We start from the raw sequence: 24,963 nt of genomic DNA, 5'->3' as shown, positions 1-24,963 counted from the left end.
GACGGGGCCCCCGGGCATCACCGAGTCCACTGTGGAGCGCCTGCCCGCCGGGCGACCTCCGTCGCCTTCCGGTAGTGCTCAGCGGAGGGCAAACCCAGTTGCACGGCCAAATCACCGAGATACTGCGCCACTGGACCCAGGGTAACCAGGCCGGTCCCCGCGCCCGCGAGTTCGTTCTCCGCCGGGGCCAGCAGGTCGTAAGCCTGCTGTGGATCCTCAGTGGACAGACATGCGCGTAGTTCCTGCAACAGGTCCGGCCGCGCAGCGGGTAGCTGCCAATCCTCCACTGTGGACTCCAGGCCGTGCTGCACGTAAAGACAATGCAGGGCGAGCGGGAGCATTCCCCGGTCCACTCCGGACATTCCGCTGCCCGAAAGACGGGCCGCGGCAGCGCGGTATGCCGCCTCCGCCGCGGGCACCGGACCGGTGACTGCCAGCCGCAGTGCGCGGTACCACTCGGTGAAGACTCCAACTAAAGGCAGGTCGTATTCCTCGGCCAACCGGTCGGCGGCGGCCGCGTGCGTGTCAGCGGCCGCGAAGTCGGCGAGGGCCGAGCGGGCCTGTACCAGTACCAGGTGGCCCAACACTTCGAACGTCACCAACCGGTGCCGGGCGGCCAGGTCGACCAGTTCCGCCCCGATCCGGGCACGTTCCGGGGCCAATCCGGCGCGCGTGAACGTCTGCGTCCATCGCGCGTTCAACGCCAGCGCCAGCAACGCGGGATCGTCGACCGTCCGCGCCAGCGCCTCCGCCTCGACAGCCGCGTCGTGCGCCCGCGAACCGCCGTCGCTGCGGAGTTCCAACGCAATCGTCGCCAGCAACCGTGCCCGGACCGGCGGCGGCAATTCGGTGGCCAGCACGCGTTCCGCGGCATCGGCGATCCGGCGAGCCAGCGCGGGGTCGTCGTTCTCGGTCCAGATGCCGGGAACGTCGAAGGCGGTCAACACCCTGGTGGTCAACGCGAGATCGGCACCGGCGAGGTCCAACGCCTCCGCGCGGTACCGGCGGGCGGCAGGCAGCGAACCCGCAATCGCCGACGTGCGCGCCAGCCCCATCAACACTTCGACGGTACGCGGACCCTGCGCCAGTGCGGCCTGCCACAGCCGAACCGCTTCCTGCGGCGCGAAATCCCGCTCGGCCCGTTCCGCCGCCGCCCGAGCGTAACCGGCGCCACGATCGTCTCCGGCCAGCAGGAAGTGGTGCGCCAGCAACGAAATCTCCGCCGGACGATGCCGCGCCAATGCCTCGCCGACCTCCCGATGCAGCTGCGCCCGCCGCGCCAGCGACAGGTCGTCGTACATCGCATCGCGGACCAGGGCGTGCGCGAACCGGAACGTCCGAGGACCGGTTTCCGTGAGAAATCCCGCCTGTACCGCGGTTTCCAGCTCTTCGAGAACGTCGCCGAGCAGGCCGAGGTCGACCTCAGCCCCGATCACCGCCGCCTTTCCCAGCACCGCACGCACGGGTTCAGGCAGCGCCGCCAGCCGGTGCCGAACGACATCGCGCACGCCATCCGGTAAATCCTCGGAGCCAGCGCGCGCAAGTTCCTTGACGAAGAACGGATTTCCCCCGGTCCGCCGATGAATCATCGCCGCGGAATCGGCACCGACCAGCTCGGCCACCGCCTCGACGGACAGCCCGCCCACGTACAACCGCACCGGATCGGCCCGCGCGAGCCGCCCCAGCGCGGTGGTCAGTTCCGCGGACACCTCGGTGGCGCGATAGGTCGCAATCACCATTAGCGGCAACGGTTCCCCGGTCACCGCGGCGAGCAGCGCCAAGGTTTCCTCGCCCGCCCAATGGATGTCGTCGAGCACGAGCAGCAGCGGACCTCGGCGCGCGACGTCCGCGAGCCGCTCGATCACCGCGTGGTGCCACTGGAACCGCGCCACCGCCGGGTCGTCGGCCGCTTCCCGGGGCGGAACAGGTTCACCCAATGCGGCGAGAATTCGGGTCCACGGCCAAGCCGGTGGTACGCCGCCGCCGTCCGGGTTCGCGCCCCACGCCGTCGTCCAGCCGAGCCGCGCGGCGAATTCCTCGGCCAGCGCCGTCTTACCCGCACCTGCCTCACCGGACACGAGCACGAGCCGGAACCGTTTCCGCTCGGCGACGTCCGCCGCGGCCTCGGCAAGCCGCGCCAGCTCCGGGTCGCGTCCGGCCAGCCGCGGTCCGCGAACCGGCGGGACCAGCTGCGGGGCCTGCGCGAGTACGTCCTGCTCCAGCTGCCGCAACGCCGGACCCGGATCGATGCCGAGTTCCGCCGCCAGCACCGTCCGGGCCCGCCGCAGCGCCGCGAGCGCCTCGCCCTGGCGTCCGGTGCGGTACAACGCGAGCGCGAGCAGCCGCCACGCGTCCTCCCGCAGCGGCTGAGCGTCCACATAGGACTCCAGATCGGGTACCGCCTCGGCCGCGCGGCCCAGGTCCAGCAGCCCGGCGGCCCGGCGTTCCAGCGCGAGCAGCCGAAGTTCGGTCAGCCGGGACCATTCGGAGCGCACCCACGGCTCGTCGGCGAACTCCGCATACGGCTCGCCCCGCCACCAGCCGAGTGCCTCGTCGAGCTGCGCAACCGTCGGATTTCCGCGCAGCAACGCCTCGAACCGCCACGCGTCGACCTGGTCCGGGGCCGCCCGCAGCGCGTACCCGGGCGCCTCGGTGACCAGCAGCGTCGCCGGTGTCCGCGGCGGCCGATCCGGTTCGAGCGAACGCCGTAACGCACCCACGAACGTCTGCACGGCACCGACCGCACCCGCGCGCGGCTCGGCCCACAACGCGTCGACGAGCGCGTCCGTGGAAACGACTTGCCCGCGGGCGACGAGCAGGCGCGCCAGCACCGCGCGATGCCGCGGCCCGTGCAGCGCCACCGGCCCTCGCGCGTCGCGGGCCACCAGCGGACCCAGCACCGCGAACGACACAGCCATCGGCTCCGTACTGTAATCGCTGATCGAATACTGATCGGCCCCGCGCAGGCTGTCGACATGAACTTCGACTACCAACGAGTGCCCGTCGCCGAGAACGTCTCACTGAATGTCGCCGTCGCCGGCTCCGGCTCCCCCGTCGTGCTGCTGCACGGCTTCCCCGAGACCCACCTGATGTGGCGGCACGTCGCCGCCGACCTCGCCGCCGACCACACCGTGCTCTGCCCCGACCTGCGTGGTTACGGCGACAGCGACAAACCCGCCGACGACGGTCAGACCTACTCCAAGCGCACCATGGCCGCCGACGTCGTCGCCCTCGCCCGCGCCTTCGGCCACGAGAAGTTCGCGCTGGCCGGGCACGACCGCGGCGCGCTCGTCGCGATCCGCGCCGGCCTCGACCACCCCGGCCACGTGACCCACCTGGCGATCCTCGACGTACTGCCGACGCTCGACATGTGGAACGTCCTGAGCGGCGTCAACGCGGCCGTCGCCTTCCATCTGTATCTGATGGCGCAGCCGCCCGGACTGCCCGAGCAGCTGATCAGCGGCGCCCCAGACGCATTCTTCGGCCACTTCCTCGACCAGTGGGGCGCCGACCCGGAAGCCATCCCGGCCGACATCCGCGCGCGGTACCTCGAAGCGTGCCGGAACGCGGTCCCGTCCATCGTCGCCGACTACCGCGCGTCCGCCGGCATCGACATCGAGCAGGACCGCGCCGACCGCGAGGCGGGTAAGCAGCTGGAGATGCCGGTCACCGTGGTGCAGCAGGATTGGGGTGTCGCACTGGGCTACGACGCGGTCGCGCTGTGGCGCGCGTGGGCGCCGACCTGCGTGCACGAGACCGTCACCACCGGGCACTTCATGGCCGAGCAGGCCCCGGCCATGGTCACCAAGACCCTGCGCGAGCTGTTGCTGCGCTGACCCGCGGGGTACGCCCTGCCGGTGTCGGACCGGAATGTCAGACTGGTCGCTGACCAGCGGATCTGACAACCGGGGAGCGCAATGGGCGACGGCCGTTCTCCCGCGCAGGTGCTGTCGGCGGAGCTGGCCGCACTGCGCGCGCAGGCCGGGGACCCGTCGTTCCGCAAGATGGCCGAACGCTCCGGGCAGATCTCGCACACCACGCTGCACGAGGCTGTCCGGGGCACCCGGTTCCCGTCGTGGGACACGACGCGTGAGTTCGTGCGGGCTTGCGGTGCGGACGAGCAGCAGTGGCGGTGGCGGTGGGAGGAGCTCAAGGGAGTTCCGCCCGAGCCGATCGGGGAACCGGCGCCCGAACCGGTGGTGGCACCGCTCGTGGTCAGCACGGAACCGGCCACCCCGCGGCCCCGCCGGAAGTACGCGCTGGCCGCGGCTGCCCTGGTCGTGGTGCTGTTCGGCGGGATCGCCGCGTTCGTGGTGCCGAAGCTGGGTACGCGCACCGGAGACGCCGGGGCCCGCATCCCCGGCGACAACACCAAGTTCATCTCCGACGTCACCGTCCCCGACGGCACCACGATCCGCACCGGGGAGACCGTGCTCAAGGTGTGGGAGCTGCAGAACGCCGGTTCGGTGGTCTGGCACGAGCGGTACCTGCAGCGGATGGACCTGCCGCCGGGTCCGGGCGCCTGCCGGACCCCCGAGCGGGTGCTGATCGGCGACACCGCACCGGGCGACCACGTGATGGTGAGCGTGCCGGTGACCGCGCCCGATTCGCCGGGCCGGTGCTGGATCGGCTGGAAGATGGTCGACGCCTCGGGTGCCGAGTTCTTCACCACGCGCCGTCCGGTGTACGTACTGGTGACCGTGGTCTCCTGAGGACTGTCAGATTCTGTAAGACCCATACCGGACACCCCCGGTACCTCGCCAGGATGGGAGTCGCTGGGGGTCGGCCCGTGGCAAGTCCGTGGCCACCTTCACGGAATCAGATTCCCTCATGGTTCCCTTCACGGACTTTGCCACGGGCCGCCGGTTTCAGGCGGTGCGGCGGAAAGTCGTGCGGTAGGCGCTGGGCGAGACGCCGAGCGCGGCCTGCAGGTGCTGGCGCAGCGAGGCCGCGGTGCCGAACCCACACGCCGCAGCAACGCGGTCGATCGGCAGTTCGGTTTCCTCCAGCAGCTGCCGCGCCCGTTCCACTCGCTGCTGGGTAAGCCACTGCAGAGCCGAAATCCCGACCTCGTCGCGGAAGCGGCGAGTGAACGTGCGGGTGCTCATCGACTCCTTCGCCGCCAGGTCACGCAGGGTCAGCGGCCGTTCGAGGTGCTCCAGCGCCCAAGCCCGCGCGGCGGCCGTCGACGGCGAACGCGGCTCGGGTACCGGACGGCGGATGAACTGCGCCTGCCCGCCCTCACGATGCGGCGACACCACCGTGCCGCGCGCGACCTCGTTGGCCACGGCCGCGCCGAAGTCGCGGCGGATCAGGTGCAGGCACAGGTCGATGCCGGACGCGACCCCGGCCGAGGTGTAAACGTTCTCGTCCTCGGTGTAGAGGACGTCCGGGTCGAGGCATACCCGCGGGTACTCGAGCTGGAACTCGCACGCCGACCGCCAGTGCGTGGTCGCGCGTTTGCCGTCGAGCAGGCCCATCGCGGCAAGCACGAACGCGCCGGTGCAGATCGACGCGATCCGCGTGTCCGGCCGGATCAGGCCCATCGCATGCGCGACCGGCGGCGTCAGCTGGTGTCCGGTGGGCTCGTACTCGGCCGACGACGCGGGCACGATCACGGTGTCCGCCTCGGCCACGGCCTCCGGACCACGCGGGACGGGGATGGTGAAGTCGGCGTCGGTGCGGATGTCACCCGGCTCCGGCGTGCACGTGATGACCTCGTACAGCCGCTCGCCGGTCGCCGAACGGGCCTGCCCGAACAGGCGGTGGACGATGCCGAGCTCCATCACGAGCATGCCGTGGCGCACCAGCACCGCGACCTTGTGCCGCTCGGGGTGCCGGAAAACAGCCATGGCTCGATTCTTGCACAAGGTGGCCATCCGGCCACTGTTTCGCGTCCCGATGCGGATGCACCCTGACGACATGAACGTCCTGTGGGTCTTCGCTCATCCCGAACCCGAATCCCTCAACGGCGCCCTCCGCGACGACGGCCTGGCCACGCTGCGCAGCCTCGGTCACGAAGTGCGCGAATCCGACCTCTACGCCATGCGCTGGAACCCGGTGGTCGACAAGATCGCCACGGTGCCCGGCGACGTCCGCGCCGAGCACGAGAAACTCGCCTGGGCCGACACCGTCATCGTGCAGTTTCCGCTCTGGTGGGCGGACACCCCGGCCATTCTGAAGGGCTGGTTCGACCGCGTCCTGGTGCAGGGTTACGGCTACGACTTCCGCGACGAAACCGGCCACGTCCTGCGTTATGGCAACGGCGTGCTGGCCGGAAAGCGCGCCATGGTGGTGGTCACCGCGGGCGCGCATGCGGAGAGCCTCGGCCCGCGCGGTGCGCACGGCTCGCTCGATGACCTGCTGTTCGGCGTCCAGCACGCCACGCTCTTCTACACCGGCATGACGGTGCTGCCGCCGGTCACCATCACGGGCACGAACCGGATGACGCCGGAGCGCTTCGAATGCACCGCCGAGCACCTGCGCAAGCGTTTGCATTCACTGGAAACGGCCGATCCGCTTCCGTATCGCACGCAGGACGGCGGCGACTACGACCGTCGTCTCGTGCTGCATCCGGACGTCGCTCCCGGCCGCAGCGGCTACGGGATCCACCTGGCTTCTTGACCCGCATATGCCGCCGTGGTTATATACGGGCATGGCGATCCTGCAGACCAGCCCGTCCGGCAGGCCGGGCGTGACGATCGAACGGCACCTGACCCATCCGCCGGAGAAGGTGTGGCACGCGATCACCACGCCAGAGGAGCTGGCGCATTGGTTCCCGGCCGCGGTCACCCTGCCGGAACGCCCCGCGGCGGGCGGCAAGATCACGTTCACCTTCACCGAAACCGGTGACACCAGCGAGGGCGAAATCCTCGCCTACCAGCCTCCCGGGCTGTTCGAGTTCAGCTGGAACACGGACGTGATCCGGATCGAGGTGTCGGCCGAGCGCACCGGCAGCAAGCTGGAGTTCACGCACACGTTCAACCGCGGCGAGCCGGAGATCGCACTGATCGCCGCCGGACGGCACACCACCGGCTGGGTCGCCTGCCTGGAATCGCTCGACGCGGCACTCGACGGCCGGACCCCGGTGCTCCCGACGGACTGGCACGCGCGGATGCTGCACTACATCGAGGAATGGGGCCTGGAATACGGCGAAATCCTCAAAAGCGAAATCCTCAATGGCGGCAAGGAATTCCGCTTCCGCCGCGACCTGGTCTGGCCAGCCCCAGCCGATGTGTGGCAACGGCTCCTCGAGTTCGCGGGAGACGCCGAGGTCCTGGAGTCACGCTCGCCGGAGGTACTGGAGTACACGGACCACGGCCGCGTCCGATGGGAAGTGACGGCCGACCCGCTGGACGGCGTGCGGGTGGAGCTGAGGCAAACGGTCCCGGCCGACCTCGCCGACCAGCTGCCGGATCTGATGGCCACCCGGCATGAGCAGTTGAACGCGCTTTTTGCTGCTTCGTTCGATCTTGCGCTGGATCCGTGGTCGGCGGAGAGGGTGGCTTCGACGAGGAAGCAGTACGAAGCCAGCCGCGGGTGACCTAACCGAGCGCTGTGTTGTATGGCGAAACCGCATCTCACCATCCGACGCGCGGGCGATGCTGCGGATCAGCGCACGGGCCTGTTCCTCGTCGGAGGCCACGACCGGGCCGATCACCGTCACGCCGTTGAGCACCGTGCCCAGCGCGTACCCGCCATCGGTCACATGCACGTTCCATACACCCGCGCGACGTCCAACGGGCCGATCGGCCGCGCACCCGGCCCGCCGTCGTCGGCAAAGCGACCCCGGTAGTCATTGCAGCCGCCGTCGACCACGAAACCCATCGATTCATATAGCGGACGCCCGATTTCCGTGGCATGCAAGGAAACCACCGCATCCCCGGCCGCGTCGAGCGCATGCGCCATCACCCGGCGGGCGAGCCCGCGGCGTGCAAACCGCTCGGCGACCACGACCATCGAGACCCGTCGCCGTCGGTCCCGTCCGGGTGAGAATCGCACTCGCTGCGAGACCGCCGTCCGGGGCGTCGATGCCGAACCCACGGCCGACGTCCAGCAGCATCGACCACTTCCGCTCCTCCCGCGGCCAGCCACGATCGGCGCCGAGATCGAGGCAGGCGGGCACGAGCGAGCGGACCGGAAACACCTCGTCACCCTAGTGGCCTTCTGCTGTCGGAGTACCCGGCAAAGGCGCCGTCAGCAGGTGCGGGCGGCCGGTGAGCGGGTGCTGCATCAGCTGCGACCGGACGCCGAAGACTGTCGTGGTGAGGTCGTCGGTGAGCACCTCGGCCGGAGGACCCGACGCGACGAGGCGGCCGGAGTGCAGGACCGCGACGAGGTCCGCGTAGGCGAGGGCATGGTCGAGATCGTGGAAGACGGCAATCCGCGTCAGCGGAAGGCTGCCGAGCAGGTCGAGGAGGTCGAGCTGCGCCCGCGGATCCAGGTGGTTGGTCGGCTCGTCCAGGATCAGCACCGACGCCTCCTGCGCGAGCGCCCGGGCGAGGAGAACCCGTTGCCGTTCACCGCCGGACAGGGTGCTGAACACCCGCTGCGCGAGCGGACCGGCACCGGTCCGCCGGAGGGCCTCGGTGACCAGGTCCCGGTCGGCCGGGCGTTCCGCCGACCACCAGCGCACGTGAGCGTGCCGGCCGGTGCCGACGACCTCGCTCGCGGTGAGGCCGGTTCCGGCGTCCTGGAACTGCGGCACGACCGCCCGGAGCCGGGCGGCTTCCCGCGGTGGCACGGCGCGGACGTCGCGACGGCCGATCAGCACGGCACCACCGACCGGCCGTACCGCCTGGTAGATCGCGCGGAGCAGCGTCGTCTTGCCGGAACCGTTCGGCCCGACGATCGCGAGGAACGCGCCCTCGGGGACCGACAGGTCGATGTCTTGCACGATCGGGGTGCCACCGAGCCGGATCGTGACGGAAGCGAGGTCGACGCGCATCACTGTCCTCGTTCCCGCTGCATCAGGAACAGGAAGAACGGTCCGCCTGCCAGTGCCGTGAAAATCGTCAGCGGGAACTCGTGCGGCGAACCGGCAGTGCGGGCGACGAGGTCGACGGCGACGAGGAACACCGCTCCCAGCAACGCGCCGACGGGAAGGACGCGGCGATGGTCGGCTCCGACGAGCAGACGGGCCGCGTGCGGGATGATCAGCCCGACGAAGCCGACGCCCCCGGCGATCCCGACGGTGACCGCGGCACACAGCGCGGCCACGAGCAGCAAAGACAGCCGAAGCCGGCGCAGATGCACTCCGACGGCTGTTGCGGCGTCGTCGCCCAGGGAAAGCGCGTTCAACGCACGACCTTGGGTCAGCAGCCAGAGGACGCAGACCAGGATGACCGTGACCGGGATCGGCAGCGAGTTCCACCGCGCGCCCGACACGGAGCCGAGGGTCCAGAACAGGATTCCGGTCAGCTGCCCGGGTTTCGCTTGCAGCTGGACGAAACTGGTTCCGGCAGCGGCGATGTAGCCGAGCGCGACACCGGCGAGGACGAGCCGGTTGTCGGTGAAGGCACCGCGCCGCTGGGCGAAAAGAAAGACGAGCGTGAGGACGAGAACCGCGCCGGCGAACGCCCCGGCGGGCACGCCGAGGCCCAGCAACGCACCGCCGCCGGCAACCATGACGAGAACCGCACCGAACGACGCTCCCGAAGAAACCCCGACGACGTACGGGTCAGCGAGCGGATTCCGTACCAGGCCCTGCAACGCGATCCCGGACACCGTCAGCCCTGCCCCGGCGGTCATCGCGGCAATGACCCGGGGAATGCGGTAATCCCACACGATCACGGCGTTCAGTGGCGAGGTGGGCGTACCGATACCGACCTTGGCAAGCACCACCTGCACCACATCGCCGACCGGCAACGGCACGCTGCCGACGCACACGCCGAGCACGGCGACCGCGAGGAGAATCAGGGCGAGCAGCGCGACCCACCCGCCGAGCGGCAGGCGAGTGCGGCTCGGGTCAGAACGAATCCGGGTGAGCAATTCTCGCGACCTTCTCGACTGCCGCGGCATTCGTCGGACCGAAATACAGCCCGTCGCGGACCACGACGTACCGATTCGCTTTCGACGCTGCCCACTGCGGGAATGTGGCGAACGTTTTCGTCGCCAGGGCCTCCACCTCGACGCTGGAATCCGCAAAAATGACGAGTATCTCCACTTCAGCCGCGGCGAGCTGCTCGGCACTGATCATGCCGGAAGCTTCTCGCTGACGCCCGGCAAAAGCGTTCTCCACACCGGCGCGCCTGAGCACTTCGTCGACGATGCCACCGGTCCAGGCCGCCGGCGTTCCGTCCGTGCCCGGTCCGGGGCTCACCACCAGGCCGTGGACCGGCTTCTTGCCGCGCAACACCGCTGCCACCTGCGCGAGCCGGTGTTCTTGTGCTGCGACAACATTTTCCGCCTTGGCCTCGACGTGGAAGACCTTGCCGAGCAGCCGGAGGAAGTCGAAACTGCCCTCGATTCCCACGGTCTCGTAACGGCGCTTCTGCTCGGCGGTCGCTGCTGCTCCGCCCCCGGCGCAATTCGCTGGATTGACCAATGTGTTCGCGCCTGCTGCGGCCAGCTCTTCCCGGGTGGCGAAGCCGGAGCTCCGGTCGAATCCGCCCGGCCACGTGGAAACGACCAGATCCGGTTGCAGGGCGAGCAATTGTTCGGCGGGCACATCGTGGTTCTCGTTCACCGTCAGACCCGCCGTCGGCAATGCCGCAACCTTTTCCGCCAAGGACGGCACATCCGAAACACCGTACGACTGCACGTTCGCGACGATGCGTTCGCTCAGGCCGAGCACCACGAACGATTCCGCCTCCCCCACCGACGTGCCGTTCAGGATCACGACCCTGGATGGCGTCTTCGGGAAGTTCTCGGTCCGGCCGCAGTTCTCCACCCTGACCGAAGTCCCGCCGGTCGCCGGCACGGCCGCGTCCGGTGCCGTGCTGCAGCCGGTCAGCGCGGTTGCCACGACTGCAACAACGGCCACCGGCATCCGGTACTTCGTCATCTATTACTCGCATCCCGCACAGAAGATCATCTTTCGCAACGATGCATTTCTCCGGCAAGCAGCAGGACTGCCTGCTTGCGATAGATTTCTGCCATGCCGTCGCCGACTGCGTCCGCCCGGCCCGGACTCGCCCACCGCATCGCCGTGCTGGCGCTGAACGGGGTCGCTCCGCTCGAAGTCGGCATCCCGTTCCAGGTCTTCGATCGCCGCGACCTGCCCTACGACGTGACTTTGTGCGGCCGCGACGCCGGTTCGATCGCCACCGACAGTGGCTGGACGGTCAACGCCACGCACGCTCTCGACGCGGTGATCGCAGCGGACACGGTGATCGTTCCTGCTTTCCGCGATTTTCTGGCCGAGCCGCCGGACGACGTGGCGGCCGCGCTCCGCGAAGCGAACCGACGCGGCGCTCGAATTGCGTCGATCTGCACCGCGGCGTTCGCGCTTGCTTCGGCCGGATTGCTCGACGGCCGACGCGCGACCACCCACTGGCGCCGAACGGACGAGCTCGCCCGGCGCTATCCGAACGTGGCCGTCGATCCGGCCGCGCTCTACATCGACGACGGCGACATCATCACCTCGGCAGGCGTCGCCAGCGGCATCGACCTGTGCCTCTACCTGCTGCGCCGCGACCACGGCGCGGCCATCGCGAACGCCGTTGCCCGCGACCTCGTCGCCTCGCCGCACCGGGAAGGCGGGCAAGCACAGTTCATCGCCCGGCCGTCGGTGGCCACTGCCCGGACCGGGCTCGGCGAGACTCTGGAATGGGCGTTGACCAGCCTGGACAAGCCGCTTGCGGTCGCCGATCTCGCCGCCCACGCGAGCCGGTCGGCCCGCAGCTTCGCGCGCATCTTCACCGACGAAATGGGCACCAGCCCGATCAAGTGGCTCAACGCCGCACGGGTCGACCAGGCCCGTGAGCTCCTCGAAACCACCGATTTGACCGTCGACGACATCGCTGTCCGCTGCGGTCTCGGCACCCCGGCCAACTTCCGCCGGCACTTCCGCCGAGCCACCGGAACCACCCCGAGCTCGTACCGCCGGATGTTCGCCGGCACTTGACCGCCCGACACCGAGCCGGAGGAGTCCTACGCCACACGCGCGGCAACCACGCAGTAGCTAAGCTCCGCGTCATGAGCAGTGCGACGCAGCCGCTCGGGACGCCGCCCGAGGGAGAACCGGACATCCACACCACGGCCGGCAAGCTCGCGGACCTCTACCGCCGCTACGACGAGGCCGTGCACGCCGGGTCCGCGCGCGCCATCGAGAAGCAGCACGCCAAGGGCAAGAAAACTGCCCGCGAGCGCATCGACCTGCTGCTCGACGAGGGCTCCTTCGTCGAGCTCGACGAGCTGGCGCGGCACCGCTCCACGAACTTCGGCCTGGAGAAGAACCGGCCGTACGGCGACGGCGTCGTCACCGGGCACGGCACCGTCGACGGACGTCCGGTGTGTGTGTTCAGCCAGGACGTCACGGTGTTCGGCGGCGCGCTCGGCGAGGTGTACGGCGAGAAGATCGTCAAGGTCATGGACCTCGCGATCAAGACCGGCCGCCCGATCATCGGCATCAACGAGGGCGGCGGCGCGCGGATTCAGGAAGGCGTCGTCTCGCTCGGGCTGTACGGCGAGATCTTCCGCCGCAACACCATGGCTTCCGGCGTGATCCCGCAGATCTCGCTGATCATGGGCGCGAACGCGGGCGGGCACGTGTACTCCCCCGCGCTCACCGATTTCGTGGTGATGGTCGACGAGACGTCGCAGATGTTCATCACCGGCCCGGACGTCGTGAAGACGGTCACCGGCGAGGACGTCACCTTCGAGGAGCTCGGCGGCGGGCGCACGCACAACACCAAGTCCGGCGTCGCGCACTACCTCGGGTCCGACGACGAGGACGCCATCGCCTACGTCAAGGAACTGCTCTCCTACCTGCCGCAGAACAACCTGTCCGAGCCGCCGGAGTTCGACGCGAACCAGCCGCCCGCCGGGTTCTTCGACGACGTCACCGACACCGACCGCGAGCTCGACACGCTGATCCCCGACTCGCCGAACACGCCGTACGACATGCACGAGGTCGTCACCCGCGTGCTCGACGACGGCGAATTCCTCGAGGTACACGAGCTTTTCGCGCCCAACATCCTGGTCGGTTTCGGGCGGGTGGACGGGCAGAGCGTCGGCGTGGTCGCGAACCAGCCGACGCAGTTCGCCGGCTGCCTCGACATCGACGCGTCCGAGAAGGCCGCGCGGTTCGTGCGCACCTGCGACGCGTTCAACATCCCGGTACTGACCTTTGTGGACGTTCCGGGCTTCCTGCCGGGCACCGACCAGGAGTGGAACGGCATCATCCGCCGCGGCGCGAAGCTGATCTACGCGTACGCCGAGGCCACGGTCCCGCTGATCACGGTGATCACGCGCAAGGCGTACGGCGGCGCGTACGACGTGATGGGCTCCAAGCACCTCGGCGCGGACCTCAACCTGGCTTGGCCCACCGCGCAGGTCGCGGTGATGGGCGCACAGGGCGCGGCGAACATCGTGCACCGCAAGACGCTCGCCAACGCTGCCGCCGACGGCAAGGATGTCGACGCCCTGCGCGCGGACCTGATCCAGGAGTACGAGGACACGCTGCTGAACCCGTACGCGGCGGCCGAGCGCGGCTACGTCGATTCGGTGATCGTGCCCGCGCACACCCGCGGCCACATCGCGAAGGCGCTCAGCCTGCTGCGTACCAAGCGTGAGTCACTGCCGCCCAAGAAGCACGGCAACATCCCCCTGTGAGGCCGCGATGACGGACACTCCCCTGCTCCGCGTGGTCCGCGGCAACCCGGACGACGCCGAACTCGCCGCGCTCACCGCCGTGGTGGCCGCCGCAGCCGCAGCCCCGCCCGCGGCGCCTCCGTCGCGGCGTACGTCGTGGTGGATCGACCGCGCGGCCTCCGTCCGCGCACCGCTGGCTCCTGGCGACGGAGCTTGGCGCGCTTCAGCCTTCCCACGCTGACCGGTCCAGAAACCCGTCCACGACCTGGTCCGTGAACTCCGGCGGCACCGGCCCGCCAGCCACCAGCACGCGGTAGTAGATCGGCCCGACAAGCTGCTCAACCGCACAATCCAGGTAGACATCCGACCGCAGCTCACCACGAGCGACCGCACGTTCGAGCGGCAACCGGTCCCGTTCATGCTGCCCCTGCACGTGCTCCGCGTTGTCCGCGGCAACCCGGACGACGCCGAACTCGCCACGCTGGATCGACCGGGCAGCCGCCCTCCGCGCGCCGCTGGCTCCTGGCGACGGAGCTTGGCGCGCTTCAGCCTTCCCGCGCCGACCGGTCCAGAAACCCGTCCACGACCTGGTCGGTGAACTCCGGCGGCACCGGCCCACCAGTCACCAGCACGCGGTAATAGATCGGCCCGACAAGCTGCTCAACCGCACAATCCAAGTCGATATCAGACCGCAGCTCACCACGAGCGACCGCACGTTCGAGCGGCAACCGGTCCCGTTCGTGCTGCCCGTGCACGTGCTCCGCGCGCAGCCGTTCGGCGAGCGCTGGATCGTGCTGGGCCTGGCCGAGCAGCGCGCGGAACACCGCGCCGGCGTCGGCGGAGGTCAGGAACGCCGCGACCGCGGCCAGGTGCGCGGACAGGTCTTTCCGCAGGTCACCGTGGTCGGGCGGGGTTAGCTCCTCGGCCAGGTCGTCACCGAGCGCGTCCAGTAGAACGTCCACTTTGGACGGCCACCAGCGGTAGATCGTCTGCTTCGACACGCCCGCATGCGCCGCGATGCGCTCCATGGTGAGCCCGGCGAAACCGTGCTCGACCAGCAGGTCATCGGCAGCATGGAGCACCGCCCGGCGCGCGTTTTCGCTGCGGCCGTATCGGTTCCCGTAGTGCCGGCGCGGGTCCGGCGCAGTGACGTCTCCCACGGTGGAACAGTCTAGTCAAGACGCAGCGTCTCGTCTAGCGTTGCCCAGGTAACCGGGTGAAGGGGGTTGGGGATGTGTTCCGCTTGCGGCGTGCCGACGCACGTGCCCGAGCCGGGGGAGACCATCGCGCCCCCGCGTAAGTTCGCTGCGCTGTACAACAAAGACTGCCGCCCGTACCTGTTCGGCGCCGCGCTCGCGATGATGGCCGACAACATCGAGCACGTCATCACGTATTGGGTGCTGTGGGAGAAGTTCCAGTCGCCTGCGCTCACCGGGTTCGAGGTGATCAGCCACTGGGTGCCGTTCCTGCTGTTCTCGGTGTACTTCGGCGGGCTGGCCGACCGGCACGACTGCCGCCGGATCATCCAGGCCGCGCAGGTGCTGTTCATGGCCGTGTCGGTGGCATGGGGGGTGCTGATCGTCACGGACACACTGCAGGTGTGGAGTGCGTGCGTACTGCTGATTCTGCACGGCTGCGCGGGCGCGATCTGGGGTCCGGGCGAACAGCTGATGCTGCACGATTTCGTCGAACCGGCGGAGCTGCCGAGCGCGGTCCGGCTCAACGCGACCTTCCGCAGCCTCGGCATCCTGTTCGGACCGGTCGTCGGGTCGGCGCTGCTGCTGGGGCTGGGTCCGGTGGCCGGAATCTTCGTGAACGTCGCGTTCTACCTGCCGCTGACGATCTTCCTCTTCCGCACCAAGTTCACCGGGCACACCCGCGACGGCGGAATCATCCGCCGGCCACGGGTCGGACTGCTGGATTCGGTGCGCGTGCTGCGTGAGGTGAGCGCGAACCCGACCATGGTCGGGATGATCATCCTGGCCGGGCTCGGCGCATTCTTCGTGGGTGCGTCACTGCAGAGTTCGATGCCGATCTTCGCCCAGGACCTCGGCGCGGGCAACGCCGGAACCGCGTACGGGGTGCTGCTGTTCGCCAACGGCGCTGGCGGCGTGATCGGCGGAATCCTGTTGGAGGCAACCGGAAGGATCAAACCGAGCGTGCCCGCGGCGGTCGTGAGCACGGTGATCTACGGCATTTCGAGTCTGTTCTTCGCCATGACCGCGAGTTATCCGCTGGCGGTGATCCTGCTGGTGGTCGGTGGGGTGGCGAACCTGGCATCGATGTCGATCGGCCAGACCGTGGTGCAGCTGCTGGCAAAACCGGAGGAACGCGGTCGGGTGATCGGCGTGTACAACGTGTCCGCCAACGGTCTGCGCGCGGGAAGCGGGTTCACCGTGGGGTTGCTGGGTTCCGCGGTCGGGGTGCACTGGTCGCTGGGCTTGAGCGCAGCGGCGTTGACAGTCGGCACGGGCATCGCCGGGTGGTATTCCCTGTGGGGCCGTCGGGCGCGTCAGGCTCGGGATCAGCTGCACCAGGTCGACTGACGCTGGGGGTGGCCCCTCGGTGCCACCCCCAGCAGGTCAGACCTGCACCAGTCCGCGGGAACGGTCGAGCTTCCGCACCCCGATCGCACACAGAGCGCCGATCACGATCAATCCCAGCCAGGGTGCTTCCGGCCAGCCACCGGCTCGCGCGAGGTCGAACACCACGCCGGTACCGAGGTTTCCGATCAGAATCCCGACGCCGACGAAGGTGTTGTAGAAGCCGTAGTGCGTGGCCACCAGCCGATCACCGGACAGCCGGACGATGGTGTCCATCTCGAACGGGAACACCGCGACGGTGCCCAGCGCGAGCAACGCGGCGGCCGCGACGACCGCGATGGCACCGCCAACCGGACCGGTGCGAGCCGCCACCAACGGTGCCACGAAGGCCGCCGCCATGAGGAAAAGCCCTGCGGCAAGGCAATTCCCGGCGCTCCATCGCGCCCGGAGCCACGCGGTGATCTTCAGCTGCCCGGCCAGCGCCAGACCGCCGGAAACGAGGAACAGCGTGGCGACCACCACGTCGCCGACGGCCGCGGACGGTGCGATCCGGCGCACTTCCATCGGCAACGCCAGGTAGGTCTGAAACGACAGCACGTAGGACCCGGCCATGACGAGCGAGAACAGCACGAACGTCCGGTTCGCGGCGATGACGCGCCAGCCCGCGAGCACCGGTTCGCGGCGGGATTCGCCACCGGTCTCCTGTTCCGGCAGGGCGCGCAGCTGCACGATCGTGAGCACCGCGAACACCGCGGCCGCGATCAGGCAGGTCAACCGGAAGTCCACGGCGGTCAAGGCGAGGCCGACGATCGGGCCGATCAGGATGCCACCCTGGTAGAAGACGTTGAACACGGCGAACGCTTCGAGCCGCCGCTCCCCCGCGTCGGCCGCGAGATACGCGCGTACCGCCGGGTTGAACAACGCCCCGGCGAACCCCGTCGCGGCCGAAGCCACGATCAGCGCGGGCAGCGAGTTCACCAGGCCCAGCAAGGCAAACCCGCCGGTCCGCAGGAGACAACCGGCGACGATGAGCGGTTTGTACCCGAACCGGTCGGCCAGTGTTCCGCCGACCAGGAACATGCCCTGCTGCGAGAAGTTCCGCATCCCGAGCACCAGCCCGACCGCCCAGCCGGCCAGTCCGAGCGGACCGGAGAGGTACCCGGCGAGGTACGGCATGAGCAGGTAGAACCCGAGGTTGATGCCGAACTGGTTCACCATCAGCAGCCTGCTCGGCCTGCCGAACGACCGGAACTGCCGGACGAACTGCTTCACTTCGGCGCTCCTTCGGCGGCCGGGTCGACGATCCGGCGGCAGCGCGTCCAGCGGTCGACGACGCGGTCCCCCGGATCGGCGAGCAGGTCCGGCTCCGCCGGCGGGGCGGTGCCGAGGAGTCCGTGCCGATGGCAGTAATCGTCGTTGTAGACGGTGTCGAAGTACCGATGCGGCCCGTCCGGGAACACCGCGGCGATCCGGACGTCCGGATCGTGGTTGCGGGCCAGCCAGCCCGCGACGAGCGCGACCGCGCCGACACTCCACCCGCCGCTCGCGTGGTGCGTCGCGGCAAGGCGGCGGCACATCCAGACCGCTTCCTGCGGCGCCACCCAATGGACCTCGTCGAACGCCGCGTAGTCGACGTTGCGGGGATGGATGCTCGACCCGAGCCCGCGCATCAGCCGGGTCGTGGCGGGCTGGCCGAAGATCGTCGAACCGACGGTGTCCACGCCGACCAGGCGCAGGCGGGGGAAATGCCGTTGCAGCGCACGGAAAGTACCCGCGGAATGGCCGCCGGTACCGACAGAGCAGACCAGGACGTCGATGCGGCCGAGCTGCGCGGCGAGCTCGTCGGCCAGCGTGCGGTACGCGCTGACGTTGTCCGGGTTGTGGTACTGGTCGGGGCACCAGGCCCCGGGGTGTTCGGCCATGAGCCGCCGGACCCGGTCGCGGCGCGCCTGCTGCCAGCCACCCACCGGATGCGGCTGGTCCACCATCTCGACGCGGGTGCCGTACGCGGCGAGCAGGCGCCGCACGATCGGCTCCATGCCCGGGTCGGTGACCAGGGTGACGGGATGCCCGTACACGCCACCGGCGAGCGCGAGGCCCAGCCCGAGTGTGCCACTGGTGGACTCGACGATCGGTGCCCCGTCGGCGAGTTCACCGCGTTCGCGCGCGGCTTGGACCATGTGCAGGGCGGGACGGTCTTTCATCCCACCGGGGTTGAAGCCTTCGAGTTTGGCCCAGAAACCGTGCCCGGCCGGGGAATCTTCGATCCAGAGCACCGGGGTGTTGCCGACGGCCGGGGCGAGCGATCGGCTGTACGGCGCCCTGGTGATCATCCGGGCGGGCAAGCTTGTCTGCGGGGCGAAGAGTGTCATCGTTCCTCGATCTTTGGGCGATCTTTCGGCGAGCAGGACAAAGCCGGGTGTCGTTTCCGACCCCCTGGGATTCACCGCTTTCGCCGCTCAGGTACGCGAAATCCCGAGCCCGATGAGAAGTGCGCGCCCACCCGGATCGGGAGGACGTTCCGGCACCGGCGCCGAGCTGGTTGCCGTCTCGGCCCCGGCCGGTGTGACGCCGCCGGGCAGGACACCGGCCAGGTCGACCGGCACCGGTCCGCCGCGCTGCGCATCGGCGACGGGGTGCGCGGGATGTTCGCCGTGGCCGTGGTTACCGGGACATTCCTGCGCGGCAGCCGAATGCGCCCATACCCCGGCCCCGTGCCCGATGCCGACCCCGGAACCGGACTCCGGATGCAGCACCGCGAAGACCAGCAGCCCGACCAGAATCACGAGAACGAGAGGCCGACGCCCGGTAGTCACGTCGGCACGCATGGTCGCAAGCTAGCAGAAGTTGACCTTGCCCGACCACGACGGCGGACCGTCCGGCCACGGAAGCGTGGCCGTCCGTCCGGTGGCACCAGGTCAGCGGAGCCGATTGCGAAGGCTGTTCACGTCCTTGGGGTGCATTCCGGCGTGGAGGAGGTACTGCTCGGGGTCGAAACCGCTGAGGACGTCGAGAATCGCTTGGCGGGTGGTGGTTCCACGGCTCTCGAGGATGACTTTGATCACTGGCGACTGGTCCTCGACACCCAGCGCAGCGAAAAGCGGCCGGACGGCTTCCGCCGAGAGGTCGTAGTCGGCCGCGATGGCTTCGGGCTCGACGTCGGCCAGCGCCAGCAACAGGAGAGCGATCAGGCCGGTACGGTCGCGGCCTGCTCCGCAGTGAAACAGCACCCCGCCCGGTTCCGCCCGCGCGAGAGCAGTCAGGACGGCGGCGCAGCGGTCGGCCTTTTGCTCGAGGAAGAGGCGGTAGTAGAGCGGACTCCCGTCGAGCTGCTCAGCGGCGATGTGCCGCCAGAACGCAACATCCTCGACGCCGTCGAGCGGGACTTCGATCCGGCAGATCCCGGTAGCCCCCGGCGTGGTGATCTCGGCCGCGTTGCGCAGGTCGACGATGGTCCGGACGCCGGATTCCCGCGCCTGCCGCCAGCCTGCGTCCGTGACGAACCGGAGGTCGGCTGCACGGTAGAAGCCCGCCTGCGCGGTTCGGCCGCCGGATCGGGTCGGCAGACCGCCCAGGTCCCGGGTGTTGAAGAAACCTTCCCAGCGCACTGCCCGGTTCACGCCGTCCAACCCCCGGATCGCTTCGGCAGCGCCCCGAGGTCACCGGTGTTCAGGAAGCCCGCCCACCGCACCACCCGGCACAACCTCGCCCCCGCCACGCATCCCTCGAACCGCCTCGGCGGCCCACCGAGGACCCGCATGTTCCACCCTCCCACCGCATCACCCGAGTCGAACCCACCCACACCACTCGCCCCCCGGACCGCCTCCCTCCTCCCCCCGAGAACCCGCGCGTTGAAACGCCCGCCCAACTCACTCGCCCGGTCCACCACCCGTCCCTCAGACCGTGTCGGCAACCCCCGATGCCCCGCGTACTGAAAAGCCTGCCCAGCCCACCACCCGGTTCAAACCCACCCGACCCCCAGACCTCCTCGGCAACCCCGACGAAGGCCCCACGCACCGAAGCAGCCCGCCCAGCCCACCGCTCGGTCCAAACCCACCCGCGCCATCCAACCCCCAGACTCCTCGGCAACCCCGACGAAAACCCCACGCGCCGAAGAAACCCCTCCCAGTCACCACCCTGTTCACCACCATCCCCAGAGCATCGCCGAAGCGGACCCGATTCCGCCTTCGAACAGGCGATCGGCCGTTTTTGTCGGTGCCCCTCGATACGCTCCCACCATCACCGCACCACCCGTCACCCACCGCAACAGACCGCTCACCAGCACACATCACACTGGACCCCAATCTGCCCCACGCCGTACAGTCCACGTGGAATAACCCACGATGGATCACTCGAATGGATCTTCTGGAGGGATCACCGATCATGGTCACGGCCAAGCTCACGGCACTGGGGATCGCCGTGCTCGAGCTGCTGCACGAACGGCCGATGCACCCCTACGAAATGGCCCAGCTCATGCGGGTACGCAGCGTCGAAACCCGGTTGAAGCTCAAGGCCGGCTCGCTGTATCACACGGTGGATCGGTTGCAGCGCAACGGTTACGTCGACGTGGTCGAAACCCAGCGCGACGGGCGGCGCCCGGAACGCACGGTGTACGCGATGACCGCGGCAGGCAAAGACGCCTTCCAGGAACGCGGACGGCAGATGCTCGGCGACGTCGTCCCCGACTACCCCGACGTGCTCAGCGGGCTCGCCGTCATCGACGAGCTCGGGCACGACGCCACGCTGGCCGAACTGGGGAATCGGATCACGCGGCTGCGCGCCGCGGTCGCGTCCGAGGAAGTGGTGGTCGCCCGGCTGCTGGCCGACGGCACACCCGAGGTCTACTGGCTCGACTTCCGCTACCGCGCTGCGCAGCGAACGTTCGAGCTCGCGTGGATGGAGCAGCTGTACGAGAGCCTCGACAGCGGCCGGATCCCCTTCCAGGACAAGAAAAACCGCCCTCATCTCAGCAAGGAAGACAATGCAAGCAAGACAGGCTAACCCGTGGGGCGCGCTAGGCGCGCTGTGTCTCGGGTTCTTCATGATTCTGCTGGACACCACCATCGTGTCCATTGCGGTGCCCGCGATGCTGCGGGAACTCGGCGCCGGGCTCAACTCGGTGATCTGGGTGATCAGCGTCTACCTGCTCACCTACGCCGTCCCGATGCTGTTCACCAGCAGGCTCGGCGACCGCTTCGGCCCGAAGCGCGTGTTCCTCGCCGGGCTGATCGTGTTCACGGCGTCGTCGCTGTGGTGCGGGCTGGCCGGCAACGTCGAGATGCTCATCGCCGCGCGCGCCGTGCAGGGGCTCGGTGCCGCGCTGATGACGCCGCAGACGCTGGCGTTCATCACCCACCTGTTCCCGCCCGCGAAACGCGGACCCGCGATGGGTGCCTGGGGCGGGGTGGCCGGGCTGGCCACGATCACCGGCCCGCTGCTGGGCGGGGTGCTGGTACAGCACCTCGGCTGGGAGTGGATCTTCTACGTGAACGTGCCGATCGGCATCATCGCCATCGGGCTCACGCTGTGGCTGGTCCCGGACTGGCAGCCCAAGCACTCGCATTCCTTCGATCTCATCGGCATCGTGCTGTCCGCCGCCGGGTTGTTCTGCGTCGTGTTCGGCGTGCAGAACGGCCAGCAATACGACTGGGGCACTGTCTTCGGCGGCATCACCGTGTTCGAGATCATCGCGGTCGGTGTGGTGCTGCTGGTCGCGTTCGTCGTTTGGCAGCACTACAACCGGCGCGAACCGCTGGTGCCGCTCGCCGTGTTCGCCAACCGCAACTTCTCCGCGGGTACGCTCACCGCCACCACCGTCGGCTTCACGATGACCGGCATGTTCCTGCCGCTGGTCATCTACGTACAGACGGTACTGGGCCTTTCGCCGACGTCCGCGGGCCTGCTCACCGCACCGATGTCGCTGCTGTCCGGGGTGATCGCGCCGTTCGTCGGCCGCGCGTCGGACCGGATCAACGGCAAATACCTGGTCATGGCAGGCCTGTCGCTGCTCGCGGTGGGCATGGGGATCATCGCGCTGCAGGCGAGGCCGGACACGAGCCCGTGGGAACTGATCCCGGCCCTGCTGGTGTGCGGACTCGGCATCGGCTGCATCTTCTCGCCGATGAGCAACCTCACCATGGGGGCGGTGGAACCCCGGCTCACCGGTACCGCGTCGGGCATCTTCAACACGGCCCGGCAGGTCGGCGGGGTGCTGGGCAGTGCCGCCATCGGAGTGCTGCTGCAGACCCGCATCAGCACGTCGATCGCCGACGAGGCAGCAACCGCGGCCGCGCAGTTGCCAGAGCAGTACCGGGCACCGTTCCTGGAGGGCATCGCACACGCCGCCGCGTCGACCGGAGAGTTCGGCTCGTCAGCCGGACCGGCCCCGATCCCCGGCCTGCCCGCAGACATTGCCGCCCAAGCCGGACGACTGGCCGGCGAGGTAGTCCACAGTGGACTGACAGACGCCACGAGGACGACCCTGATCCTGCCGATCGCAGTGCTGGTACTGGGAGTCCTGTCGGCCGCGATACTGCGCCGGGTCACGCCTCACCCGCACACCCCGACGCCGAAAACCCCGGAACCCGTGTCCTGAACCCGATTGCGTGACGGCCCCGCACCCAGCGCGGGAACCGGGCCCGGGGCCGTCACGCCTTACCGCGGGAGAGAAACGTCAAGGAGGAAACAGGAATCGCCCCGCCGCGTTTGCTGCTCCCCTTCGAGGCGCCGCTTCCGCCAGCCGGGAACACGCGCCCCGCCCCGGCGCACACATGACGACAACGCCCGCCCTTTGTCCGCACGCCCCGGCTTCGTCCGCGCGCCCCGGTTTCCCGCGGACACCGCTCACCCGTCCACCAGACCCAAGAACCCCGACCCACCGCGCGGCACCGGCATTCCCCGCGGACACCGCCCCTCAACTCCGAGCAAGCCGCGAGGCACCCGCCCCCGCCACGGGAACCGGTCGGCTTTCCGCACGCCCCTTCGGCACCCGCGGACGCCCCCACCACAACACCCGAGAGCGAACAGGCGGCGTCGATTCCGTAACTCGCACGGTCATGGCAACCCTGCCCCTTCCCCGGCGTCAACCGTCGACGAGCCGGACCCGGAAACCCCGGCGAGCCATATGTTGCGGACTACAACAAAAGTAACCCCGCCCACCCCGGATGTGGATCACGATTCGGCAACACCCCCAGCACCAGGCCCCATTCGGGGGACATTCAGGCACCCCGGCGGGGCCTGCCGGACCGTTCCGCACCACGCATTGCCCGCACCGTTCCGCGCCGCGCCGCGCCTGCGGCGTCCCGCACCGTTCCGCACCACGCAGCGCCCGCACTGTTCCGCACCACGCAGCGCCCGCGGCGTCCCACACCACGCAGCGCCCGCACCGTTGCGCACCGCGCAGCGCCCGCGGCGAACCGGCCGCCGATCCAGCTGGCGCCGAACCGCTGCGGTTCGGGCCGAGCCGCTCCGGCTTGGACCGGACTGGTCCAACTGGCGCCGGTCTGCCCCGGCTTGGGCCGAACTGCTGCTGCCGGGGCCGACCTGGTCCAACCGGGGCCGACCTGCTCCGGCTGGGGCCAACCTGGTCCAACTGGTGTCGAATTGATCCGGCTGGGGGCCGAAGTGGTCAGGCTGGGGCCAACGCGCTCCGACTCAGGCTGACCTCGCCCGGCTTGAGTCGCCAGGGTCCGGCAGCGCTGGGTGAACGACCTGCCCGGCCACCCGACCCGGCCCGGCAAAACGCCCAGCTCATCCGGCTGCCTCACGATCTGCGCCGGAGCGCCCGACACCCCCGCCTCGACGATTCCGCCAGCTGCACACCCAGCCGTGCCGAACGCCGCGCACAACCCCGCCCCGCACCAACCACCGGCCAACCACCCGATCCCGCAAGCCCGGCCGACCAAACACTCACCGCCCCAACAGCAGCCGCCCTTACGGCAAAGTGCCCCAGCCCAACACCACCCCACCAATCCCACACAAAAACACCCCCACCACCGCCCCGAGGTAGCGTTCGGGGCGTGCGTTTCGTTCTTGCCTCCCAGTCCCCCGCCCGGCTTGCCCTTCTGCGGGCGGCTGGGCTCGATCCGGTCGTCGTCGTGTCCGGCGTCGACGAAGATGCCGTCGCGGCGGCGCTCGTCGAGCCCGCGCCCGAGGAGCTCGTCACGGCGCTTGCCAAGGCCAAAGCCAACGCCGTGATCGACGACATCACCGACCTCGACGCGGTCGTCGTCGCGTGTGACTCCATGCTCTTCATCGGTGGGGAGATGGTCGGGAAGCCTGCCACGCCCGACATTGCGCGGGAACGCTGGGCGCGGATGGCCGGCGGGTCCGGCGTGCTGCTCACCGGGCACGCCGTGGTCCGGATCGACGGCGGGCGGCGTACCAAAGAAGCCGCCGGAACGCGGTCGACCACGGTCCACTTCGGCAGTCCCAGCCAGGCCGAGATCGACGCCTACATCGCCACCGGCGAGCCCCTCCAGGTCGCCGGCGCCTTCACCCTCGACGCGCTCGGCGGGTGGTTCGTCGAGGGCGTCGAAGGGGACCCCTCGAGTGTGATCGGGATCAGCCTGCCGCTCGTGCGGCAACTGCTGGCCGAGGTGGGCGTGAGCGTCGTCGAGATGTGGAAATAGTTCACATCTTGGGACAACTGTCACTCGGACGAGTG

Annotated in this window: 24 protein-coding genes; 12 read left to right on the top strand and 12 right to left on the bottom strand. The window is 69.4% G+C overall.

Features of this window, described 5'->3' with window-relative positions:
• Positions 1-17 precede the first annotated feature (17 nt).
• Positions 18-2,918 carry an ATP-binding protein gene (locus OO71_RS29680; RefSeq protein WP_033293240.1) on the bottom strand — a complete coding sequence of 967 codons (2,901 nt, stop codon included), beginning with the start codon at positions 2,916-2,918 and terminating at the stop codon, positions 18-20.
• Positions 2,919-2,975: 57 nt separating this feature from the next.
• On the opposite strand from OO71_RS29680, the gene OO71_RS29675 reads away from it, so the two are divergent.
• Together OO71_RS29675 and OO71_RS29670 are read left to right on the top strand one after the other, a co-directional pair.
• Entirely contained in the window at positions 2,976-3,836 is an 861-nt protein-coding gene (locus OO71_RS29675) for an alpha/beta fold hydrolase (protein ID WP_033293239.1), read from the top strand.
• 81 nt (positions 3,837-3,917) lie between these two features.
• Entirely contained in the window at positions 3,918-4,712 is a 795-nt protein-coding gene (locus OO71_RS29670; RefSeq protein ID WP_051792454.1) for an NBR1-Ig-like domain-containing protein, read from the top strand.
• Positions 4,713-4,868: 156 nt separating this feature from the next.
• Here the strand turns inward: OO71_RS29670 and OO71_RS29665 are convergent, their stop codons facing one another.
• Complete coding sequence (locus OO71_RS29665; protein ID WP_156096608.1) at positions 4,869-5,852, bottom strand: GlxA family transcriptional regulator; 984 nt, start codon at positions 5,850-5,852, stop codon at positions 4,869-4,871.
• 70 nt (positions 5,853-5,922) lie between these two features.
• Here OO71_RS29665 and OO71_RS29660 point away from each other — a divergent pair, with 70 nt between their 5' ends.
• Both OO71_RS29660 and OO71_RS29655 read left to right on the top strand, forming a co-directional pair.
• Positions 5,923-6,624 carry an NAD(P)H-dependent oxidoreductase gene (locus OO71_RS29660; RefSeq protein WP_033293314.1) on the top strand — a complete coding sequence of 234 codons (702 nt, stop codon included), beginning with the start codon at positions 5,923-5,925 and terminating at the stop codon, positions 6,622-6,624.
• Between the two features lie 31 nt (positions 6,625-6,655).
• Positions 6,656-7,543 (top strand): SRPBCC domain-containing protein, encoded by an 888-nt coding sequence (locus OO71_RS29655; RefSeq protein ID WP_033293237.1) that lies wholly within the window; start codon positions 6,656-6,658, stop codon positions 7,541-7,543.
• A 161-nt stretch (positions 7,544-7,704) separates the two neighbouring features.
• Here the strand turns inward: OO71_RS29655 and OO71_RS52445 are convergent, their stop codons facing one another.
• The 4 genes from OO71_RS52445 to OO71_RS29635 all read right to left on the bottom strand — a co-directional run bounded on the left by OO71_RS52445 (position 7,705) and on the right by OO71_RS29635 (position 10,798).
• The gene (locus OO71_RS52445; RefSeq protein WP_051792453.1) at positions 7,705-7,959 is read right to left on the bottom strand and encodes a GNAT family N-acetyltransferase; all 255 of its coding nucleotides are present in this window, start codon (positions 7,957-7,959) and stop codon (positions 7,705-7,707) included.
• Between the two features lie 196 nt (positions 7,960-8,155).
• Positions 8,156-8,947: an ABC transporter ATP-binding protein gene (locus OO71_RS29645; protein ID WP_033293236.1), complete on the bottom strand. Its 792-nt coding sequence runs from the start codon at positions 8,945-8,947 to the stop codon at positions 8,156-8,158.
• Positions 8,947-9,990 carry a FecCD family ABC transporter permease gene (locus OO71_RS29640; RefSeq protein WP_245633821.1) on the bottom strand — a complete coding sequence of 348 codons (1,044 nt, stop codon included), beginning with the start codon at positions 9,988-9,990 and terminating at the stop codon, positions 8,947-8,949. Before OO71_RS29640 ends, OO71_RS29645 begins: the two co-directional genes overlap by 1 nt.
• Positions 9,968-10,798 carry an ABC transporter substrate-binding protein gene (locus tag OO71_RS29635; protein ID WP_162186123.1) on the bottom strand — a complete coding sequence of 277 codons (831 nt, stop codon included), beginning with the start codon at positions 10,796-10,798 and terminating at the stop codon, positions 9,968-9,970. The genes OO71_RS29640 and OO71_RS29635 overlap by 23 nt, the downstream gene beginning before the upstream one ends.
• Between OO71_RS29635 and OO71_RS50990 the strand changes: the two genes are divergently transcribed.
• The 4 genes from OO71_RS50990 (at position 10,773) to OO71_RS29620 (ending at position 13,996) form a co-directional block, all read left to right on the top strand.
• Positions 10,773-11,162: a hypothetical protein gene (locus OO71_RS50990; protein ID WP_162186122.1), complete on the top strand. Its 390-nt coding sequence runs from the start codon at positions 10,773-10,775 to the stop codon at positions 11,160-11,162. The two genes, OO71_RS29635 and OO71_RS50990, sit on opposite strands and share 26 nt — an antisense overlap.
• A complete protein-coding gene (locus OO71_RS29630) occupies positions 11,099-12,067 on the top strand; it encodes a GlxA family transcriptional regulator (RefSeq protein WP_051792451.1) in 969 nt (322 codons plus the stop codon). Before OO71_RS50990 ends, OO71_RS29630 begins: the two co-directional genes overlap by 64 nt.
• 71 nt (positions 12,068-12,138) lie before the next feature.
• Positions 12,139-13,776 (top strand): acyl-CoA carboxylase subunit beta, encoded by a 1,638-nt coding sequence (locus OO71_RS29625; protein WP_033293235.1) that lies wholly within the window; start codon positions 12,139-12,141, stop codon positions 13,774-13,776.
• Positions 13,777-13,783: 7 nt separating this feature from the next.
• Positions 13,784-13,996, top strand: coding sequence for an acyl-CoA carboxylase subunit epsilon (locus tag OO71_RS29620; RefSeq protein ID WP_033293234.1), 213 nt, complete (start codon positions 13,784-13,786; stop codon positions 13,994-13,996).
• Here the strand turns inward: OO71_RS29620 and OO71_RS52440 are convergent.
• The gene (locus tag OO71_RS52440) at positions 13,979-14,188 is read right to left on the bottom strand and encodes a TetR-like C-terminal domain-containing protein (RefSeq protein WP_051792450.1); all 210 of its coding nucleotides are present in this window, start codon (positions 14,186-14,188) and stop codon (positions 13,979-13,981) included. The two genes, OO71_RS29620 and OO71_RS52440, sit on opposite strands and share 18 nt — an antisense overlap.
• Positions 14,189-14,300: 112 nt before the next feature.
• Entirely contained in the window at positions 14,301-14,915 is a 615-nt protein-coding gene (locus OO71_RS29610) for a TetR/AcrR family transcriptional regulator (protein WP_033293233.1), read from the bottom strand.
• A 90-nt stretch (positions 14,916-15,005) separates the two neighbouring features.
• Here OO71_RS29610 and OO71_RS29605 point away from each other — a divergent pair, with 90 nt between their 5' ends.
• Positions 15,006-16,301, top strand: coding sequence for an MFS transporter (locus OO71_RS29605; protein ID WP_245633820.1), 1,296 nt, complete (start codon positions 15,006-15,008; stop codon positions 16,299-16,301).
• Between the two features lie 36 nt (positions 16,302-16,337).
• Here OO71_RS29605 and OO71_RS29600 read toward each other — a convergent pair whose 3' ends face one another.
• From OO71_RS29600 to OO71_RS29585, 4 genes are all read right to left on the bottom strand, one after another.
• Entirely contained in the window at positions 16,338-17,570 is a 1,233-nt protein-coding gene (locus OO71_RS29600) for an MFS transporter (protein WP_033293231.1), read from the bottom strand.
• The gene (locus OO71_RS29595) at positions 17,567-18,631 is read right to left on the bottom strand and encodes a PLP-dependent cysteine synthase family protein (RefSeq protein WP_245633825.1); all 1,065 of its coding nucleotides are present in this window, start codon (positions 18,629-18,631) and stop codon (positions 17,567-17,569) included. The genes OO71_RS29600 and OO71_RS29595 overlap by 4 nt, the downstream gene beginning before the upstream one ends.
• Before the next feature lie 126 nt (positions 18,632-18,757).
• Positions 18,758-19,126 (bottom strand): hypothetical protein, encoded by a 369-nt coding sequence (locus tag OO71_RS29590; protein WP_156096607.1) that lies wholly within the window; start codon positions 19,124-19,126, stop codon positions 18,758-18,760.
• Between the two features lie 90 nt (positions 19,127-19,216).
• The gene (locus OO71_RS29585) at positions 19,217-19,918 is read right to left on the bottom strand and encodes a tyrosine-protein phosphatase (protein WP_033293309.1); all 702 of its coding nucleotides are present in this window, start codon (positions 19,916-19,918) and stop codon (positions 19,217-19,219) included.
• A 763-nt stretch (positions 19,919-20,681) separates the two neighbouring features.
• On the opposite strand from OO71_RS29585, the gene OO71_RS29575 reads away from it, so the two are divergent.
• From OO71_RS29575 to OO71_RS29565, 3 genes are all read left to right on the top strand, one after another.
• Positions 20,682-21,299 (top strand): PadR family transcriptional regulator, encoded by a 618-nt coding sequence (locus OO71_RS29575; protein WP_033293308.1) that lies wholly within the window; start codon positions 20,682-20,684, stop codon positions 21,297-21,299.
• A complete protein-coding gene (locus OO71_RS29570; protein ID WP_084145381.1) occupies positions 21,280-22,893 on the top strand; it encodes a DHA2 family efflux MFS transporter permease subunit in 1,614 nt (537 codons plus the stop codon). The genes OO71_RS29575 and OO71_RS29570 overlap by 20 nt, the downstream gene beginning before the upstream one ends.
• Positions 22,894-24,316: 1,423 nt before the next feature.
• On the top strand, positions 24,317-24,928 hold the full coding sequence (locus OO71_RS29565; protein WP_033293226.1) for a Maf family protein: 612 nt from the start codon (positions 24,317-24,319) through the stop codon (positions 24,926-24,928).
• Positions 24,929-24,963 lie beyond the last annotated feature (35 nt).

The sequence above is a fragment of the Amycolatopsis jejuensis genome (genome assembly GCF_000717335.1).
Lineage (GTDB): Bacteria > Actinomycetota > Actinomycetes > Mycobacteriales > Pseudonocardiaceae > Amycolatopsis > Amycolatopsis jejuensis.
This window is presented reverse-complemented; position numbering and strand designations above follow the sequence as displayed.

Coding starts and splice junctions, on each gene's coding strand:
- OO71_RS29680 (WP_033293240.1), bottom strand. CDS start 2,918: ATGGCTGTGTCGTTCGCGGTGCTGGGTCCGCTGGTGGCCCGCGACGCG.
- OO71_RS29675 (WP_033293239.1), top strand. CDS start 2,976: ATGAACTTCGACTACCAACGAGTGCCCGTCGCCGAGAACGTCTCACTG.
- OO71_RS29670 (WP_051792454.1), top strand. CDS start 3,918: ATGGGCGACGGCCGTTCTCCCGCGCAGGTGCTGTCGGCGGAGCTGGCC.
- OO71_RS29665 (WP_156096608.1), bottom strand. CDS start 5,852: ATGGCTGTTTTCCGGCACCCCGAGCGGCACAAGGTCGCGGTGCTGGTG.
- OO71_RS29660 (WP_033293314.1), top strand. CDS start 5,923: ATGAACGTCCTGTGGGTCTTCGCTCATCCCGAACCCGAATCCCTCAAC.
- OO71_RS29655 (WP_033293237.1), top strand. CDS start 6,656: ATGGCGATCCTGCAGACCAGCCCGTCCGGCAGGCCGGGCGTGACGATC.
- OO71_RS52445 (WP_051792453.1), bottom strand. CDS start 7,959: ATGGTCGTGGTCGCCGAGCGGTTTGCACGCCGCGGGCTCGCCCGCCGG.
- OO71_RS29645 (WP_033293236.1), bottom strand. CDS start 8,947: ATGCGCGTCGACCTCGCTTCCGTCACGATCCGGCTCGGTGGCACCCCG.
- OO71_RS50990 (WP_162186122.1), top strand. CDS start 10,773: ATGCGTTCGCTCAGGCCGAGCACCACGAACGATTCCGCCTCCCCCACC.
- OO71_RS29630 (WP_051792451.1), top strand. CDS start 11,099: ATGCCGTCGCCGACTGCGTCCGCCCGGCCCGGACTCGCCCACCGCATC.
- OO71_RS29625 (WP_033293235.1), top strand. CDS start 12,139: ATGAGCAGTGCGACGCAGCCGCTCGGGACGCCGCCCGAGGGAGAACCG.
- OO71_RS29620 (WP_033293234.1), top strand. CDS start 13,784: ATGACGGACACTCCCCTGCTCCGCGTGGTCCGCGGCAACCCGGACGAC.
- OO71_RS29595 (WP_245633825.1), bottom strand. CDS start 18,631: ATGATCACCAGGGCGCCGTACAGCCGATCGCTCGCCCCGGCCGTCGGC.
- OO71_RS29590 (WP_156096607.1), bottom strand. CDS start 19,126: ATGCGTGCCGACGTGACTACCGGGCGTCGGCCTCTCGTTCTCGTGATT.
- OO71_RS29575 (WP_033293308.1), top strand. CDS start 20,682: ATGGTCACGGCCAAGCTCACGGCACTGGGGATCGCCGTGCTCGAGCTG.
- OO71_RS29570 (WP_084145381.1), top strand. CDS start 21,280: ATGCAAGCAAGACAGGCTAACCCGTGGGGCGCGCTAGGCGCGCTGTGT.